At 51.2% G+C, this 16,268-nt stretch carries 14 protein-coding genes; 8 read left to right on the top strand and 6 right to left on the bottom strand.

The genetic code is table 11. The features are described from left to right. Nucleotides 1-65: 65 nt before the first annotated feature. Genes SK33_RS21660 through SK33_RS21635 form a run of 6 tightly spaced genes read left to right on the top strand, consistent with a single transcriptional unit; the run spans nt 66 to nt 7,981 of the window. Nucleotides 66-2,606 carry a type VI secretion system Vgr family protein gene (locus SK33_RS21660; RefSeq protein ID WP_048219913.1) on the top strand — a complete coding sequence of 847 codons (2,541 nt, stop codon included), beginning with the start codon at nt 66-68 and terminating at the stop codon, nt 2,604-2,606. Beyond that, complete coding sequence (locus tag SK33_RS21655) at nt 2,599-4,695, top strand: T6SS effector phospholipase Tle3 domain-containing protein (protein ID WP_048219911.1); 2,097 nt, start codon at nt 2,599-2,601, stop codon at nt 4,693-4,695. Before SK33_RS21660 ends, SK33_RS21655 begins: the two co-directional genes overlap by 8 nt. Nucleotides 4,696-4,704: 9 nt before the next feature. Continuing rightward, on the top strand, nt 4,705-5,484 hold the full coding sequence (locus SK33_RS21650; protein ID WP_003031795.1) for a T6SS immunity protein Tli3 family protein: 780 nt from the start codon (nt 4,705-4,707) through the stop codon (nt 5,482-5,484). 46 nt (nt 5,485-5,530) lie between these two features. Further along, nucleotides 5,531-6,316: a T6SS immunity protein Tli3 family protein gene (locus tag SK33_RS21645; protein WP_048219909.1), complete on the top strand. Its 786-nt coding sequence runs from the start codon at nt 5,531-5,533 to the stop codon at nt 6,314-6,316. A 1-nt stretch (nt 6,317) separates the two neighbouring features. Next, the gene (locus SK33_RS21640) at nt 6,318-6,578 is read left to right on the top strand and encodes a PAAR domain-containing protein (RefSeq protein WP_048213898.1); all 261 of its coding nucleotides are present in this window, start codon (nt 6,318-6,320) and stop codon (nt 6,576-6,578) included. Continuing rightward, complete coding sequence (locus SK33_RS21635; protein ID WP_048219907.1) at nt 6,575-7,981, top strand: hypothetical protein; 1,407 nt, start codon at nt 6,575-6,577, stop codon at nt 7,979-7,981. Before SK33_RS21640 ends, SK33_RS21635 begins: the two co-directional genes overlap by 4 nt. Before the next feature lie 81 nt (nt 7,982-8,062). On the opposite strand, the gene SK33_RS21630 is transcribed toward SK33_RS21635, so the two are convergent. The 3 genes from SK33_RS21630 to SK33_RS21620 are packed head-to-tail and all read right to left on the bottom strand — an operon-like array spanning nt 8,063 to nt 11,545. Next, a complete protein-coding gene (locus SK33_RS21630; protein WP_048219905.1) occupies nt 8,063-9,004 on the bottom strand; it encodes an ABC transporter substrate-binding protein in 942 nt (313 codons plus the stop codon). A 29-nt stretch (nt 9,005-9,033) separates the two neighbouring features. Continuing rightward, nucleotides 9,034-10,029, bottom strand: coding sequence for an ABC transporter permease subunit (locus SK33_RS21625; protein ID WP_003031803.1), 996 nt, complete (start codon nt 10,027-10,029; stop codon nt 9,034-9,036). Continuing rightward, nucleotides 10,022-11,545, bottom strand: coding sequence for a sugar ABC transporter ATP-binding protein (locus SK33_RS21620; protein WP_048219903.1), 1,524 nt, complete (start codon nt 11,543-11,545; stop codon nt 10,022-10,024). Before SK33_RS21620 ends, SK33_RS21625 begins: the two co-directional genes overlap by 8 nt. 114 nt (nt 11,546-11,659) lie before the next feature. Between SK33_RS21620 and SK33_RS21615 the strand changes: the two genes are divergently transcribed. Continuing rightward, nucleotides 11,660-13,924, top strand: coding sequence for an ATP-binding protein (locus tag SK33_RS21615; protein WP_048219902.1), 2,265 nt, complete (start codon nt 11,660-11,662; stop codon nt 13,922-13,924). Nucleotides 13,925-13,993: 69 nt separating this feature from the next. Further along, nucleotides 13,994-14,323 (top strand): DDRRRQL repeat protein YjdP, encoded by a 330-nt coding sequence (gene yjdP / locus SK33_RS21610; protein ID WP_003031807.1) that lies wholly within the window; start codon nt 13,994-13,996, stop codon nt 14,321-14,323. Nucleotides 14,324-14,524: 201 nt separating this feature from the next. Here the strand turns inward: yjdP and phnP are convergent, their stop codons facing one another. The 3 genes from phnP to phnN are packed head-to-tail and all read right to left on the bottom strand — an operon-like array spanning nt 14,525 to nt 16,267. Then, complete coding sequence (gene phnP / locus SK33_RS21605) at nt 14,525-15,283, bottom strand: phosphonate metabolism protein PhnP (RefSeq protein WP_048219900.1); 759 nt, start codon at nt 15,281-15,283, stop codon at nt 14,525-14,527. Between the two features lie 8 nt (nt 15,284-15,291). Continuing rightward, nucleotides 15,292-15,726 carry an aminoalkylphosphonate N-acetyltransferase gene (gene phnO, locus SK33_RS21600; RefSeq protein WP_048219898.1) on the bottom strand — a complete coding sequence of 145 codons (435 nt, stop codon included), beginning with the start codon at nt 15,724-15,726 and terminating at the stop codon, nt 15,292-15,294. Beyond that, a complete protein-coding gene (phnN, locus tag SK33_RS21595) occupies nt 15,713-16,267 on the bottom strand; it encodes a ribose 1,5-bisphosphokinase (protein ID WP_003031810.1) in 555 nt (184 codons plus the stop codon). Before phnN ends, phnO begins: the two co-directional genes overlap by 14 nt. Between the last annotated feature and the right edge of the window lies 1 nt (nt 16,268).

The raw sequence follows: 16,268 nt of genomic DNA, 5'->3' as shown, positions 1-16,268 counted from the left end.
ATTATTGATATGCTGACTGGACTTTATTTCTTATGTATTACTTTCTTTTGGCAAGGGATGCGATAATGAAAAAAGGTTCAGGGTTCTATAATCTGGAAGGTATAGTTTCAGAGGAGAGTATAAATAAATATTTATTCTCCGTAAGGGGCGAAGGTAAGTTAGGGTGGCTTGATGTTGAAACAATTGAAGGTCATGAAAATTTAAGTAAACCATACACTTATAAGATTACATTTACATCAAAACTAAAAAACATCCCTCCTGATTCACTTCTAAATATTGAAGGCTCGCTGAAAATCAGAGCACCTAATCATAATTGGAGTAAATATATTCAGGGTTCTGAAATGTGGCTATATGAACGACAAATTGAAGGCGTCATTACGTCATTTTCGCTTATTAGCACATCAGCGGATGAATCACTGTACGAAATCAGGCTGGAGCATAAGCTTGCATTACTCTCTCGACGCAAGCGATCGGCTATTTACCTGAACATAAATGTGCCGAATTTGGTCACGCAGATCCTCAAAGAACATGCTTTTGCCGATTATGAAATCGACTTTGATAATCTTGTTTGTATGTATCCTAACCGGGAAATGATCGTCCAGTGGGATGAGTCAGATTTAGCGTTTATCAGCCGCATCCTGTCAGAAGTTGGGATCTGGTTCAGAATTGAAAATCATCATGCCGTTCCGCACATTATGGTGCTTATCTTCAGCGATTCACAAAGCCGGTATATCTTCGATCAAAAGATTATGCATGCATCTCATGCGGGTCTGACAGCAAATGATTATTCGATCGATAAGCTGGTATCAAAGCACAACGTTGTTTCCGCAGCCGTTAAAGCAAAGAACTTTGACTATCGGCTTGCCAATTCGCTAATACTCAATGTTGATGCCGAGGGAGCTGAACAAACGTCGACGACGTATGGAGTGGATTATCGTTATGCGGATATTCATCACCAGCCGGGATCGAAATTTGCGGAGGAACAACCAGGCGAATCAAGCTGGTTCTACGCCAAACTGCATCACGAAATTATTCTTAATAATCAGTCCGTTTTAAGCGGCGTGACCACCAGTCCATCGATCGTGCCAGGTATGGTGCTTAAAATCGACGGTACCATTCCGCAGGCGTTCACTTCGGGCTTTGTGGTAACGGCAATGCGAGTGACGGGCAGGCGTGATGCAGCCCTGCAATCCCAACTGTTCGGTATTCCCTACAATGAGCGCGTTTGCTTTCGACCGCAGCCGCTACCCAGACCGCGTATCGCGGGTACGGTTCCGGCAATTGTTTCATCTCGAATAGACAATGACCAATATGCCCACATCGATCTGCAGGGGCGCTATTGGGTGAAGTTTGATTTTGACCTCGACCAACATAGGCAAGGCTATGAAAGTATGCCCGTCCGTCTGGCGCGGATTTATGCCGGCGATACTTATGGTCATCACTTTCCACTCATTCAGGGTGCGGAGGTTGCCATTGCGTTTGAAGGTGGCGATCCGGAAAGACCTTTCATTGCCCATGCGCTGCATCATGCGCCAAAACCTGACCCCGTTACCAGCCGCAATAATACCCGCAATGTCATCCGCACTGCGGGTCTCAATAAGCTGCGGATGGAAGACCGGCGCGGGCAGGAACACGTCAAGCTGAGTACCGAGTACGCTAAAACGCAGCTGAACATGGGACATCTTGTTGATGCAGGTGGTAAGCCGCGCGGTGAAGGCGCAGAACTGCGCACCGATGACCGGGCTGTTTTGAGGGCTGCAAAGGGAATATTGCTGACGACAGAGGCGCAGCCAAAAGCCCAGGGCCAGCAGCTCGACATGAATGCAGTCGTTCAACAGCTACAGGCAGCCCTTGTGCTGGCAACTTCTCTTCAGCAAAGCGCCCTGACGGCGCAAGCGTTAAACGTTGAAATGGAGCAACAGCAGCAGCTTAACGCCGCGCTTCAACAGCTCACCCGCTCGGGGCTGGTGGCCTATGCCGATCACGGTATGGCTCTGCTTACACCGGAAACCATGGCGCTGTCGGCAAACAAAGATCTGTCGCTGAACGCGGCCAATAACGGCAGTTTTAACGTTTTTAAGAAACTCTCCATGGCAGTCGGGCAGGGCTTATCGCTTTTCAGCAGAGCGATCGGGATCAAAATTATCGCCGCAAAAGATGATATTTCCGTCCAGGCGCAGCGCGGCGAAATGGGCCTGCTTTCGGATAAGCATTTTCATATTCAAAGTATGAACGGCAATGTGACCATCAGCGCCAAAAAGAATATTCAGTTGCTGTGTGGAGGGGGCGGTATTCGAATAAATGAAGATGGCTCAGTAAAAATATTCTCTCCCGCAAAAGTGCAGCTCAAAGGCACCACCCTTGACTGGAGCGGGCCGGAATCCGTTAAAGATAAATCCCCCGTTTTTCAGGAAGACCAGTTTCACCGCCGCATTAAATTACATGGTTATGGAAATACGGACGATGTTCTGAAAAAAACAAAATTCAGACTGACTAAGGCCTCCGGTGAAATCATTGAAGGTGTTACCAACGATGAAGGCATGACGCCGTTACTGGATATGACGGAAATGGATGAAATGAAAATGGAGATTTTGCCAAATGAGTAACAGTCCCTTTAATCCGCAGGTGGTGGCGACAGGTGTACAGGGCGTGCCTAAATCTACGGGCGGAAAAATGGCGGTCTGCGACGTGCCCGTTAAGTATTCCATGCCCTGCATTGTGATCCTTGTGCACGGCGTCAACGATGTGGGCGAGGCCTATCAGAATCAGGAGCAGGGTATTATCGCTGGCCTGAATGAACGTATGGGTCGCACGGATATGTATCCGCATGAATGGCATCAGTACAAAATGGATATGGGCGATGGCGAGCAGCAGCAGGTGAAAATGCCCGGGCGCAGTCCGGTGATCCCATTTTACTGGGGATATAAACCTGTTGACCATGCAACGTATATTGACGATCAGCGGCGTTATCGCGATGAGCGGGCTAAATCAGGAGACGCCGCAAAACTGCCTTATAACGCCTACCAGGAAGATGACAACGCAACGCTGGCAAAGTTAGGACACATTCCTCAAACCACGTTGAAATATCAGAATGATAATTTTGGTAATGTTCTCGATGATGTGTATGCCAAAGGCGGGGGTACCTTTGCCAATGCGACAACCACTATTCCGGATATGCTAGGCCCTGGCTCCGGCGGCCTGGCGAACGCTGCGGCAGGATTTGCTTCATTTCATCTGAATGCCGGGGATTTTACGCACCCAATTTATGATAACCCGCACCGAATTTATCAGTTTTTTGCCGCGCAGCGGCTGGCCGATTTAATTCTGATGATTCGAAGAGAACCGGCAACAAAATTCGATCCCATTAATATTATTGCGCACTCCCAGGGAACGATTATTACCATGCTCGCCAATATGCTGGTCAAAGCAGCTGGTGCCGATCCCGCCGATTGTGTGATCCTCAACCATTCTCCCTACGCCCTGGAAAAAACGGCTGCTGAAGGGATGACGCCCGGACATCACCAGACGGATCGCGCCCGACAGCAGACGTTCCGCAATTTCTGCCAGTTGATGGCGACCAACGCCAGATACGGCAAGGGGGAATATCACACGCAGGCCGAGATTGATGAATTAGAAGGCGCAATTTGTCTGAGTAAAACCAATTCACAGTGGCGGCAGAATAAACTCTATACGCGTAATAACTTTGGCAAGGTATATAACTATTTTTGCCCCAATGACAGTGTGGTTTCATTACTTAACGTGCAGGGGTTGGGCTGGCGGGGAGTCCCCCATAACATTGCCAGCGGAATAGACAATCTGCGCCAGCGGGTTTTCTGTGAAAATGGTCCGGAAATAGGCGGCAGCCCGCTGAGCGTCCCTTTTGAAATGCCGGCGTTAGAAAAGGATTGTTTTGATCAGGATACGGGCGCGACCAGACAATATACGTTTGCGGATGTGGTTGTTAACGGCGAGCAGCTCCCCGTTACCTTCAGGCATCAGTTACAGGGCGCGGGAAGTCAGTATAAATATTCGATAGCGCCGGGTTCACCCGATCAGGACATCTCATTTTCTGCAAAAGCCACGGTTATTGCGCGCACTGAGACAGATTTCAAAAATCTCAGCGGCGCAGGTTTCGATTATTTACAGCCGGGCCAGGAATTAACGCCCACTGAACTTACGATGTTCGCCAAAAAATATGGCAAGCCTTATACCAAAGGCGTTGTTCTGGGCGGGGGATACAATAAGACCGTTCAGTTGATTTATGAAAAAACGCCGGATGAGCTGCAAAAAGAATGGATGCAATCAGAGCAGGTTGGTTACAGCCAGCATTCCTCTATTGTTATGTCGAAAGATGCCCCCGCGAAAGCGATGCCTTTCGATCTGGCGGTGGGAATATGCAGAGCATTTGATCACCGCTGCGGAGAATTCTGGACCGAGCTACTCCTGCGCGGGGACTGGCGTATGAAGCGTAACGGTCTTCAGGAAGCAGTTGAATATTATAAATCAGGAGAGCTAAACGACAGGAAAACAAAAATATATATGAATAAACCAGATGATATTTTACCGACAGGAACGTTTGGCGTGGTTAACGAATATTGCCATTCAACAACGGTTAAACCTGCCAGACATAATGAAATATATAATACCGAGACACCCAATCTGCAATGGGATATGCCCAAAATACTTAACGTTTAAGGATGAGTTATGATAATGGGAAATGTGGTAAGCGTAATCGTCGTAGCAATTTCACTATGTGTTATCTCTGGCTGTACAAAAAAAACACCCTCACAGGTTATTTATCGTTATGACGATAATCGTTATCTGGAGTTAAAAGGCTATTATTGTGAGGGAGCACTTTGGTATCACGATGGTAAAAAAAATATTCATAAAGAGATATATGATGGAGTATTTGCTTCCTTCAGGATATTCTCTGGGATATATATCCATCCATCGGATAAATACATCTTTATTCCTGAATGGGAACCCGGTGCATATACAATATCTAAAGACTATGGACAAACGTGGCAGGTCGCAACGTATATGTCCCCATCTCAGGGGCAAGAGAAAAATTCTGATGGGAATATGGTAGATAGACCTGAAGGAAAAGAAATAAAAAGAGTGGTGGTGGTTAATAATCAGGCATTTATTTCCACTGCACAAGGACATTTATATCTGAGCTCATACCCTTTTGACGACCCGCGCTTAAAGCCGGGTGGTCCGGGTATAGATTATCAATACTTTGATGACACGTATTATCTCTACAGACCAGGCAAGCATAAATCCAGTGGCGAGTATGTGAACGGCCATATGAGACCTGAATCGCCAGGTGCTGCCTGGGGAACGGTGGTGTTTATGAAAGCATCCCTGGCCCATTTAACGGAGGGATATAAGGCCAACTATCAAAACCTGCCGGACAAAGAACCAGAAGTGGTGGGCTATAAGGGCTGGACCCGGATGTACTGCGATATGGATGCAGGGAAATAATCTGCAATGGGATATGCCCAAACCGCTTAACGTTTAAGGATAAATTATGAATAAGGGAAGTGCGTTAAAAATAATGATCGGAACTATTTCGCTATGTGCTATCGCTGCCTGTACAAAAAGAACACCCTCACAGATTATTTATCGCTATGATGATAACCGATATCTGGAATTAAAAGGCTATAATTGTGAGGGAGCGCTTTGGTATCATGATATCAGGCGGAATATACATAAAGAATTAGTAAATGGCGTTTATTCAACGTATCAGATCTTTTCCGGTGTATATATTCACCCATCAGATAAGTATATTCTGATACCACGATGGGAGCCAGATGCTTACAAGATATCTAAAGATTACGGACAAACGTGGCAGGTAGCAGACTATATGGCCTCTTCCCGGGCGCTGGAGAGAAACTCCGATGGGGTTATGCGTGACTATCCTGAAGGAAAAGAAATAAAAAAAGTGGTGGTGGTCAATAACCAGGCGTTTATTACCACGGCGCAGAATCATTTATATATGAGTTCATACCCATTTGACGACCCGCGTTTAAAGCCGGGTGGTCCGGGTATAGATTATCAATACTTCGATGATACCGACTATCTCTCTATATATACAGACGGAAAGAAAAAATCTAAAGGAAAATATTATTATGGTCATACCCGTCCTGAATCTCCAGGTGCTGCCTGGGGAACAGTGGTGTTTATGAAAGCATCCCTGGCCCATTTAACGGAGGGATATAAGGCCAACTATCAAAACCTGCCGGACAAAGAACCAGAAGTGGTGGGCTATAAGGGCTGGACCCGGATGTACTGCGATATGGATGCAGGGAAATAATATGAAAGGTGTAATCAGACTAAATGACCCGCTGGAAAACGGTGGGTATGTGAACAAAGCTTCTGGTAGCAAGTTTATGGGAATTCCCGTCGCTTTAATGGGGGATACTGTTGTTTGTATTGCGCATAAAGGGACCTTTCCCATACTTGATTTTGAACCAACCTGGACAATGGACGGTAGAGGTGTTGTTGTGGATGGGTGTAGGGCTGCATGCGGTTGTGCAATAAAAACCACACTGCCAACAGCGGGGACAAGCAAATGAATAAATGGAAGAGACCAAACAAGAATCCGTATCAGGATGTAGGAAAATTTCCGCTGATTACTATGCTGGTCATTAGCTTTGGTATATTTTTAGTTTTTACAACATACAGTATATTAAATTGGCAGCAGGGAGAAAAAGTTACTGGTGAATTGATATCGATTACATTATCAACCCCGTTGATACTAGTATTAGTGATCTGGTGCGCTGTAGGGATGGCTTACTGTTTTATAGCTTATCCATTTTGTTATGCGGATTTCCTTGAAAAATATGGTATGAATCGATGGCAAAATTGGGCCAGACAGGCGTTACCTCTTTTAGATTACTCATCAATTCTTCCAGTATCAGAGCTGGCGCTAAAGATGCAAAAACTAGAGGGTGAGGCACCTACAGGCGCCGCAACGCCGTTAAGAATTGCTATTGAAGTTGATTCTATGGATGACATCAGAGTTGATAAAGTACTAAGGCAGTTGATCGAGCCACTCAAAAACTCTCTTGCTAGACAATATTCTCCCTTTAAGACCTGGCTATATGTTAAGGGAGCAGATGACTCTATAGGTAATAGCTTCAAAACGGTGCTTGAAAGCTTGAGCGTCCCCAAAGATAAAATTGGGGAAATAAAAATCCTCCATGAATGCCCTGATTATTATTTAATCAACGACTGGATTGGTTTTAATATGTTTGAAAATAATCTAATTGTTACAGTTGAATTGCACAGCGAAAATGACTCTGATTTTTTTGAAAGTGCAAACGCATTTGTTTTCACCGATGACAGGTTCCTTGAAAGTAAAGATACACCATTATATTTATTACGCATGATGGACAGTACACCGTATTATCTCGATGAAATAGTGAATACATATCTCTCCGCTCAGCAAGTGGTAATTGATAAAATTAAAAGATTATGGTTCAACTCGCTGGATAAACAGTCAAAATTCGTAATATCTGGTGCAATAGAAAATGCAAAAACGGGCATTCTCCCTGATAGCATATATGATCTGGAAACCGTCACCGGGAAAGGCTCTGAGGTTCAGCGCTGGGTCGTATTAGCGTTGGCTGCGGATGCTGCAAAATACGGGCAAGGACACCAATTATTCGCCAGTAAATCTGCAGATACTATTCAATCCGGGATAATCGCGGCTAAATATCCAGGGCGTAAACCTGCTCCTGACATAGCAGACTTCTCGAATTATTGGAAAATTATATCCGCATGCTCAATTATTTTATGGTGTACTGGGTATCTCTGTTTAGTGTCAGAGGAAACCTTCAACATTCATCCCTGGTATTCTATTGTTCCTTTTGTGGTTGGTATATTGGTTATTTTTATAGCGGTATTGTTTTTTTCTATATTCGTGAGTGATAAAATTGAGCAGGAAATGGGTATTTACTATGTTCCATTTTTATGAGGAAAGCGCCCTGACGGGCGCTTATTCTTCAATTTCTTATACTGTCTTTACCGTGGGGAGAGGTATCAGGCGGCCCAGCACTTATTTCACCGTCCAACCCTTATAACTGCCGACGTTGTTTTTATCGATCATCGTCACTGGGATCAGCACGGGTTCTTTCGGGGCGGGTTTCCCCTGTAATATGTCATAACCGATTTCGACCGCTTTGGCAGCCATCACCTGCGGATCTTGTGCTGGCGTCGCCACAAATAGTGAGTTTTCGCGCTTCAGGGCTTCTTCGCCGTCTGGGGATCCATCTACGCCGACAATAAAGAATTCGCTACGCTGCGCCTGTTTTGCCGCCAGATCGGCGCCGATCGCTGTGGGATCGTTAATGGCGAATACGCCGTCGATCTTCGGATTCGCCGCCAGCAACGCGGTCATGATCTCCAGCCCGCCTTCGCGACTGCCTTTGGCGTTTTGGTTATGCGACAGCACCTTGATGTCCGGGTGGCGTTTAAACTCAGTCTGGCAGCCTTCCACGCGGTTCTGGACGGCGGAAACCGGCGGCCCGTTGATGATGACGACGTTGCCTTTCCCTTTCAGACGGTCGGTAATGTATTTACAGGCCATTTCACCTGCCTGAGTGTTATCGGAAGTAATGGTCGCGTCTGCGCCTTCCGCCGCTACGTCAACGGCAACCACCACGATCCCGGCGTCTTTCGCGCGTTTAACCGCCGGGCCGATGCCTTTGGAGTCGGCTGCGTTAAGGATAATCATGTCGACTTTGGCGGCAATAAAGTTGTCGATTTGCGACACCTGCTGGCCCAGATCGTAGCCGCTGGAAACCAGCGTCACTTTAACGTTATCACCGGCCAGTTTGCGTGCTTCCAGCTCCGCGCCTTTGGTTATCTGCACGAAGAACGGGTTGGCCAGATCGCCCACCGTAACACCGATGGATTTCAGTTCTTTTGCCTGTACAAACGGAGCGCTAGCAAGCAGTGCGCCAGCACAGAGCGCGGTGACTAAGGGCTTCAATCTCATGCTGTATTCCTCGATGTAAGATGTTGTTGTTATGCACTTTGATGGTGTCGGGTACGGTATTTGTCGATCAGCACCGCTATGATGATCACCGCCCCTTTGATCACCAATTGCCAGAAATAGGAGACGCCCATCAGCGTCATGCCGTTATTGAGCGTGGCGATGATCAACGCCCCCACCAGCGTGCCGGTGATGGTGCCGATCCCGCCAACAAAGCTGGTGCCGCCGAGGATCACCGCCGCGATGGCGTCCAGTTCGTAACCCATACCTAAGTTGCCGTTGGCGCTGTACAGCCGCGAGGCGCTCATCACCCCGCCAAGACCTGAGAGCAAACCGCTCATGCCGTAGACGAACAGCAGCACCAGCCACACTTTGATCCCGGTTAAGCGCGCGGCCTGCATATTGCCGCCAACCGCATAGATATGAACGCCGAGCGTTGTGCGCCTAAGAATGAACCAGCACACCACCACCACCGCCAGCGCAATGACCACCAGCCACGGAACCGGACCGAGATAGTTGTTGCCGATCCACTCAAAGCTGATGTTGGAGTTAATCACCGTCGTGCCATCCGCCAGCAGATAGGCCGCGCCGCGCAGCGCCGTATAGGTTCCAAGCGTGACGATAAACGGCGGCAGGCCGGCAAAAGCGACCAGCGCGCCGTTAAACAACCCCAGCACCATGCCGAGCAACAGTGCAGCAGGGACTGACAGCATGGCAAACTCAGGAATGAGAGAAACCACCATGGCTGCGACGGCGGTGGTGCCGAGAATCGAACCAACCGAAAGATCGATGCCGCCGGTTAAAATAATGAAGGTCATGCCAGCGGCCAGCACGATGTTGATCGACGCCTGACGGGTAATATTCAGCAGGTTGCTTTCGGTAAAAAAGTTAGGCGCGATAAAGCCAAACACCGCCACTATCAGGATGAGAATCGGTAAGATACCGACCGTTTGCATCAGATCGCTCATCAGCATTTTTTTTGCGGAGGCGGATTTCGCCACCTGCTGGGGAGTGGTTGGATTATTCATGGGGCACCGCCTGATGATGGGAGTCGTTCACGCCGGTTGCCAGCGTCATAATATTTTCCTGGGTAATACTTTGTCCGTTCAGCTCGCCGGCAATACTGCCTTCGCGCATGACGTACACGCGGTCGCTCATCCCGACCACTTCCGGTAGTTCGCTGGAGATCATCAGGATCGCCACGCCTTTGCGCGCCATATCGTTCATGATCCGGTAGATCTCGCTTTTGGCGCCGACGTCCACGCCGCGCGTCGGTTCATCGAGGATCAAAATGCGTGGCCCGATCGCCACCCAGCGCGAAATCAGCAGCTTTTGCTGGTTGCCGCCGGACAAGCCGCCTGCGCGGACCTGGGCATGCGGGACGCGAATATTGAGCAATTTGATGGCGTCATCGGAAATCGCCTGCGCCTTTTTGCGATCGAGCATGCCCCAGTTCGCGTCACGTTCCAGCGTTGCCATGGTGATGTTTTCTGCCGCTGCCAGCTCTAAAAATAATCCCTGCTCTTTGCGGTTTTCCGTCAGAAAGCCAATGCCGTGGTCAATTGCTTCGCGCGGGGAGTGGATCACCACCGGTTCACCGTCCACTTCAATCATGCCGCCGATGGCTTTGCGCACGCCAAAAATCAGCTGCGCCAGTTCAGAACGCCCTGCGCCGACTAACCCGGCCAGGCCGACGATCTCCCCGGAGCGCACCAGCAAGCTGCACGGCTGGACCTTATGGCCGTCGGTAAGGTGATGGACGTTGAGGCGTGCTTTACCTAAGGGAATATCGCGCTCTTTGTTGAACAGATCGCTCAACGGACGGCCCACCATCATGCGCACCAGCTCCGAGGCGTTGAGCTTGTCGCGGGTCAGGCTGCCAACATATTGCCCGTCGCGCAGGACGCTGACGCGATCGGAGAGTTCGTAAACTTCCGCCATGCGGTGGCTGATGTAGATAATCGCCATCCCCTCATCGCGCAGGCGCATGATCAGTTCAAACAGGCGGTGGGTTTCACGTGAGGAGAGGGCGGCGGTGGGTTCATCCATCACCAGAATGCGGCTGTTACGGTGCAGGGCACGGGCAATTTCAACCTGCTGCTGTTCGGCGATGGTCAACGTCATCACACGGTCGCTGGCCTTAAACTGGGCGCCGAGTCGATCGATGACTTTCTGTGACTGCATGATCATCTCTTTACGCTGGACCAGACCGCCGCGCGACAGCTCGCTGCCAAGAAAGATATTTTCTGCCACCGTCAGGTTCGGCGCGAGCTGCATCTCCTGATAAATCAGCGTGATGCCCGCGCTGAGTGCATCTTTGGGACCGCGAATGTGAAACGGCTGACCGTCAATCAGGATTTCACCGCTGGTGGCGGCATAGGCGCCCGCGAGGATCTTCATCAGGGTGCTTTTCCCCGCACCGTTCTCGCCCATCAGGGCATGAATCTCGCCCGGCCAGACCGTTAAATCGACCCCTTTCAGCGCGTAAAATTTGCCAAACGCTTTAGCAATGTTGCGCATCTCCAGAACCGGTGTCCTGCTCATGGCGGATCTCCTGTGGGGTTGCCGATATCAGCAGTCCATCACAGGAATGTAAATGCAAAATGTCAGAAGCCGTTCATATTTGTCATATTGCGATTTTTCTTCACGGAGCGTGATATGCCGCAACCGGGACGTCACTTTTTCGCCAGTGCGCGTGGACGATTGCTGTTCTTCAATCTGCTGGTGGTGGCGGTCACGCTGATGGTGAGCGGCGTGGCGGTGCTGGGGTTTCGGCACGCAAGCCAGATCCAGGAGCAGGTGCAGCAGCAAACCGTTGACGACATGACCGGCAGCATGAACCTGGCACGGGATACGGCGAACGTGGCGACAGCGGCGGTGCGGCTGTCGCAGGTAGTCGGGGCGCTGGAATACAAAGGCGAAGCGGAGCGGCTGCAGGAGACGCAAAGGGCGCTGAAGCAGTCGCTGGAACAACTGGCTACCGCACCGCTGGCGCAGCAGGAGCCGGGGCTGGTCGAGCGAATTATCCAGCGCAGTAATGAACTACAAAGCAGCGTGGAAGGGATGTTGCAGCGCGGTCAGCGGCGGCACCTGGAACGTAACGCGCTGCTCAGTTCACTGTATCAGAATCAAAGCTATTTACGTCATCTGCAAAAGCTCACCGGCGCGCAGGACGATGTGCTGCTGGGGCAGATGGACCGCTTAATTGTTGCCGCCATCGACACGCCCACGCCGCGTTCAGTGGTGAAACAACTGGATGCGGTGATGCCCGCTCTTCCCTTGCTTCATGCCAATCCGCTGATTAGCGGTATCCTCAACGACTTCAACCAGGAGCTGCATAAGCTGGAGCCGCTCTCTTCCGCGCTGGAGCAAAGCGATTTGGCCATCAATTGGTATATGTTCCACATCAAAGCGTTGGTGGCGATCCTCAACAGCGATATCAACCAGTATGCCTCGCAGGTGGCGCTGATCTCAGAGCAGCGGGTGGCGCAAAGCCATCAGGAACTGCAATCCGGCGCGTTGTTTATTTTAGTGTTTGCGCTGCTGGCGGTGGTGATCACCGGTTTTGCCGGGTGGTATATCTACCGTAATCTCGGCTCCAACCTAACGGCCATTTCGCGGGCGATGACCCGGCTGGCGCACGGTGAATCAGACGTCAGTGTCCCGGCCCTGCAGCGGCGCGATGAGCTGGGCGAGCTGGCCCGCGCCTTTAGCGTCTTTGCCCGCAATACGGCATCGCTGGAGCACACCACCCGACTGCTAAAAGAAAAAACCAGCCAGATGGAAATCGATCGCACCGAGCGTCAGGGGCTGGAAGAAGCGCTGTTGCACAGCCAAAAGCTGAAGGCGGTGGGGCAACTGACGGGTGGATTAGCGCATGATTTCAATAACCTGCTGGCAGTGATTATTGGCAGTCTGGATTTGGTGAATCCGGAGTCGCCCGATGCGCCACGGGTCAATCGGGCGCTAAAAGCCGCCGAGCGCGGGGCGCTGCTTACCCAACGGCTGCTGGCCTTTTCGCGCAAACAGTCATTGCACCCTCATGCGGTGGAGCTGAAAACGCTGCTGGAAAACCTGGGCGAACTGATGCGCCACTCTCTTCCGGCCACGTTGACGCTGGAGATTGAAGCCCAGTCGCCTGCCTGGCCCGCGTGGATTGACGTCAGCCAACTGGAAAACGCCATTATCAATCTGGTGATGAACGCCCGTGACGCCATGGACGGGCAGGCGGGCACGATAAAAATCCGTACCTGGAATCAACGGGTTACGCGCAGCGATGGGCGTAAGCAGGACATGGTGATGCTGGAGGTAGCCGACCAGGGAAGTGGGATGTCGCAGGCAGTGAAAGCGCAGGTCTTCGAGCCCTTTTTCACCACCAAACAGACCGGCAGCGGCAGTGGGCTGGGGCTGTCGATGGTTTACGGTTTTGTGCGCCAGTCCGGTGGCCGGGTGGAGATTGAAAGCGCCCCCGGGCAGGGAACGACTGTCCGGCTGCAACTGCCTCGCGCCGTTGTTCCGGTGCAGGCTCAAGTGGAAGCGGTAGCGCAACACACAACGACCAACGATGAAAAACTGGTGTTGGTGCTCGAGGATGAGGAAGATGTACGCCAGACGTTGTGCGAGCAATTACACCTGCTGGGCTACCTGACGTTAGAGGCCGCCAACGGCGAACAGGCGATGCATATGCTGGCGGCTTCATCCGAGATTGATATTTTTATCAGTGACTTAATGCTGCCAGGTGGTTTAAGCGGCGTGGATGTGGTTAACCATGCCCAGGCACATTATCCGCAGTTGTCCATCCTGCTGATGAGCGGTCAGGATTTACGCCCGGCGCATAACCCGGCGCTGCCGGATGTGGCACTATTGCGTAAGCCTTTTACCCGGGGAGAACTGGCGCAGGCGCTGCGGCATTCGCGTAATTGAGATTCCTCCGCTACCCGCGCAAATACGCTTTGGTTACCTTGGGGCGAGTTTCTTGATGAGGCTGGTTTTATGCAACGCTCCGCGACATTCCTTCTTTTTAGTTTGCTGATGCTGACCACCGTATCGGCGCAGGCGGATATTATCGATGACGCCATTGGTAATATTCAGCAGGCGATAAACGACGCATACAAACCGGACAACGGGCGGGATTATGATGATTCCCGTGATGAAAGCTGGCAGCGCCAGATGAGTGACGACCGGCGCAGGCAATATGACAATCGCCGCCGCCAGTTTGAAGATCGACGTCGCCAACTGGATGACCGTCAGCGCCAGCTTGATCAAGAACGGCGTCAGTTAGAAGACGAAGAACGCAGAATGGAAGAAGATTACGATCGTTAACTGTAACTATCTAAATGTAAGAATATTTTATCCCCTGTAAGGGATTTCGCTGTCAGCTCAACATCTCGCCATTTTATGTCAATGCATGCACTTGAGCACAGTGCATGTATGCATTGCAATCTCTCTATGCTTATGGAAAAGTCGCCTGGCTGTCGTCTTGTCGGCCGGATAAGATGTTTTCATCGCATCCGGCAAATTTCCTTACTCCAGCATAATCTCCATTCCGTCATATCCTGCCTCAAACCCTGCGGGAAGCTGGTTTTCCATTATCCACAGGTCGAACTGATGGCTGATATGCGTCAGGATCACCCGTGGACAGCGGATAATGTCGTTCAACGCGATAACGGTATTTAAATCACAGTGATTGCGCGGTGGCTCGGCGCGCGGGGCATGGCTGCAGTCGATGATAATCATCTGGGGTTGGTTATTGTGGAGAAACTTCAGCGTCTTGTCGGGAAGTCCGGCGGTATCGGAGAGCCACGCCACGCGGCTATGTGCGGTCTCCAGCAGATAACCAAACGTCAGCTTTGAATGGTTGAGCGGTAGCGGCGTGACCTGCAATCCTTGCAGGTCAAACACTACGAATGGCGCGACGGTATGGCTAAAATCGAGGATGCCGGGATGCTTAAACAGATCGTCGCAACCCTGTTCATCCGGCGGTCCGTACACCGGGATAGTCGCCCCCACGCCCCAGCGCAGCGGAAACAGCCCCTGCACGTGATCCATATGATAGTGGGTCAACAGAAACTGCTGGAAGCTGCCCGCTGGCCAGTCGTCCATCAGATGCGGGATCCCCGCGTCCAGCAGCGTCACCGCATTGTTGAATTTGACCACCCCGCTACAAGGGCGTCGACGATATTGCGCCTGTAAGCGTGCTCGTTGGCAGGCCGCACAGTCGCAGCCAAATGTCGGCACCAGCTGTGCGCCGCCCGTTCCCGTTAGCGTAATGGTCAGACTCATGGCTCCCCCTACAGCGGTTTGGTGAAGCGAAAATGGCTCATGGTATAGCCTTCGCGCTGGTAAAAACGGTGTGCGTCAAGGCGTTGGGTGCTGGTGGAAAGCTCGGTGACTTCTGCGCCCGCTTCGCGTGCGGCGGCTTCGGCCCAGGCCAGTAGCTGGCTGCCAACCCTTAACCCTCGCGCCTGCGGCATCACCACCAGTTCCTGGATTTCGCCAATCCAGTTGGCGTGGTGAAGATGAAACTGCAGGTGTAGACCGATCAAGCCGACGACCTGTCCGTCGATCAGTGCCAGCTGGTAGTGCATATTGGCATCTTGCAGATTAGCGGCGTAACCAGCGCTAAAAGCCTGCAGGTCAAATTGACCCTGCTTCAACTCGCAGATGAGCGCGTAAACCGGATCGGTATCGTAGAGCGTGGCGCGGCGTAATTCACAGACAGACATGTTTCTTCTCCTTGCGTCCCATCAGTGCGAGCAGTGTATCGACAGACTGTAGCAAACTACCATCGTTATTCAGGACGTGGCAGTCATACGGGGCGTAGCGGGCTGCGCGTTCAAGACGGGCGGCGATTTCCGTTTCGCTCTCCCGCCCACGAGCCTGCAGGCGCTGGCGGAGAATTGCCGGAGAAACCTGTAAGCAAATGGGAAGCAAAGAAGCGCCATAACGGGCCTGCGCCTGGGGCAGATGCGCACGCGAGCCGTTGACCACCACATCAAAACCAGTGTGCAGCCAGAGGTCTATCTCCACGCCGACGCCGTAGTAGAAACCGTTGGCGTGCCAGCTCAGCGCCAGCAGATTCTGCCCGGCGCGGGTAAAAAACTCTGGTTCACTTAGCGCAATATGATTTTCATTCCCGGCGTTGGCGGCGCGGGTGATGTAGCGATGCGCCACCAGCAGTTGCGCCGGTTCCTGCTGACGCAATTCTGCCAGCAGACTGTCCTTACCGGAGCCGGACGGCCCCATCAGCCAGATCAGTTTACCCATA

This window comes from Citrobacter sp. MGH103, from assembly GCF_001034475.2.
In the GTDB taxonomy this organism is placed as follows: domain Bacteria; phylum Pseudomonadota; class Gammaproteobacteria; order Enterobacterales; family Enterobacteriaceae; genus Citrobacter; species Citrobacter freundii.
Note: the sequence above shows the minus strand (reverse complement) of the source record. Positions and strands in the feature narration are given on the sequence as shown.